General features: G+C 34.0%; 1 pseudogene. It reads left to right on the forward strand.

Going from position 1 to position 285, the window contains the following annotated elements:
• Positions 1-285 (forward strand): annotated as a pseudogene (locus MTT29_RS09920) (methyl-accepting chemotaxis protein); the annotation flags it as partial.

Genomic DNA, 285 nt, shown 5'->3' on the forward strand with positions numbered 1-285 from the left:
AGCTTAGAAGCTGACACTAATAACCCAGCTCTAAATCAACTAAAAAGCACATTTAAAGATCTACAACTTGCTCTTAAAAATGCAATCTCAAGTAATGGCAAAGATGTACTTGATCTACTAAACACCTATAAAAACCAAGACTTTACAAAAAGACTTGATGATGATGGTAAGATAGCAAGTGGTATAAACTCACTAGGTATTGAGATATCTAAAATGTTAAGTGACAACCTAGCTAAAGCCCAAACCCTAGAAGAAAAAGCAAAACTACTAGCTAGCTCAGTATCA

The sequence above is a fragment of the Campylobacter concisus genome (assembly GCF_050447485.1).
In the GTDB taxonomy this organism is placed as follows: domain Bacteria; phylum Campylobacterota; class Campylobacteria; order Campylobacterales; family Campylobacteraceae; genus Campylobacter_A; species Campylobacter_A concisus_BQ.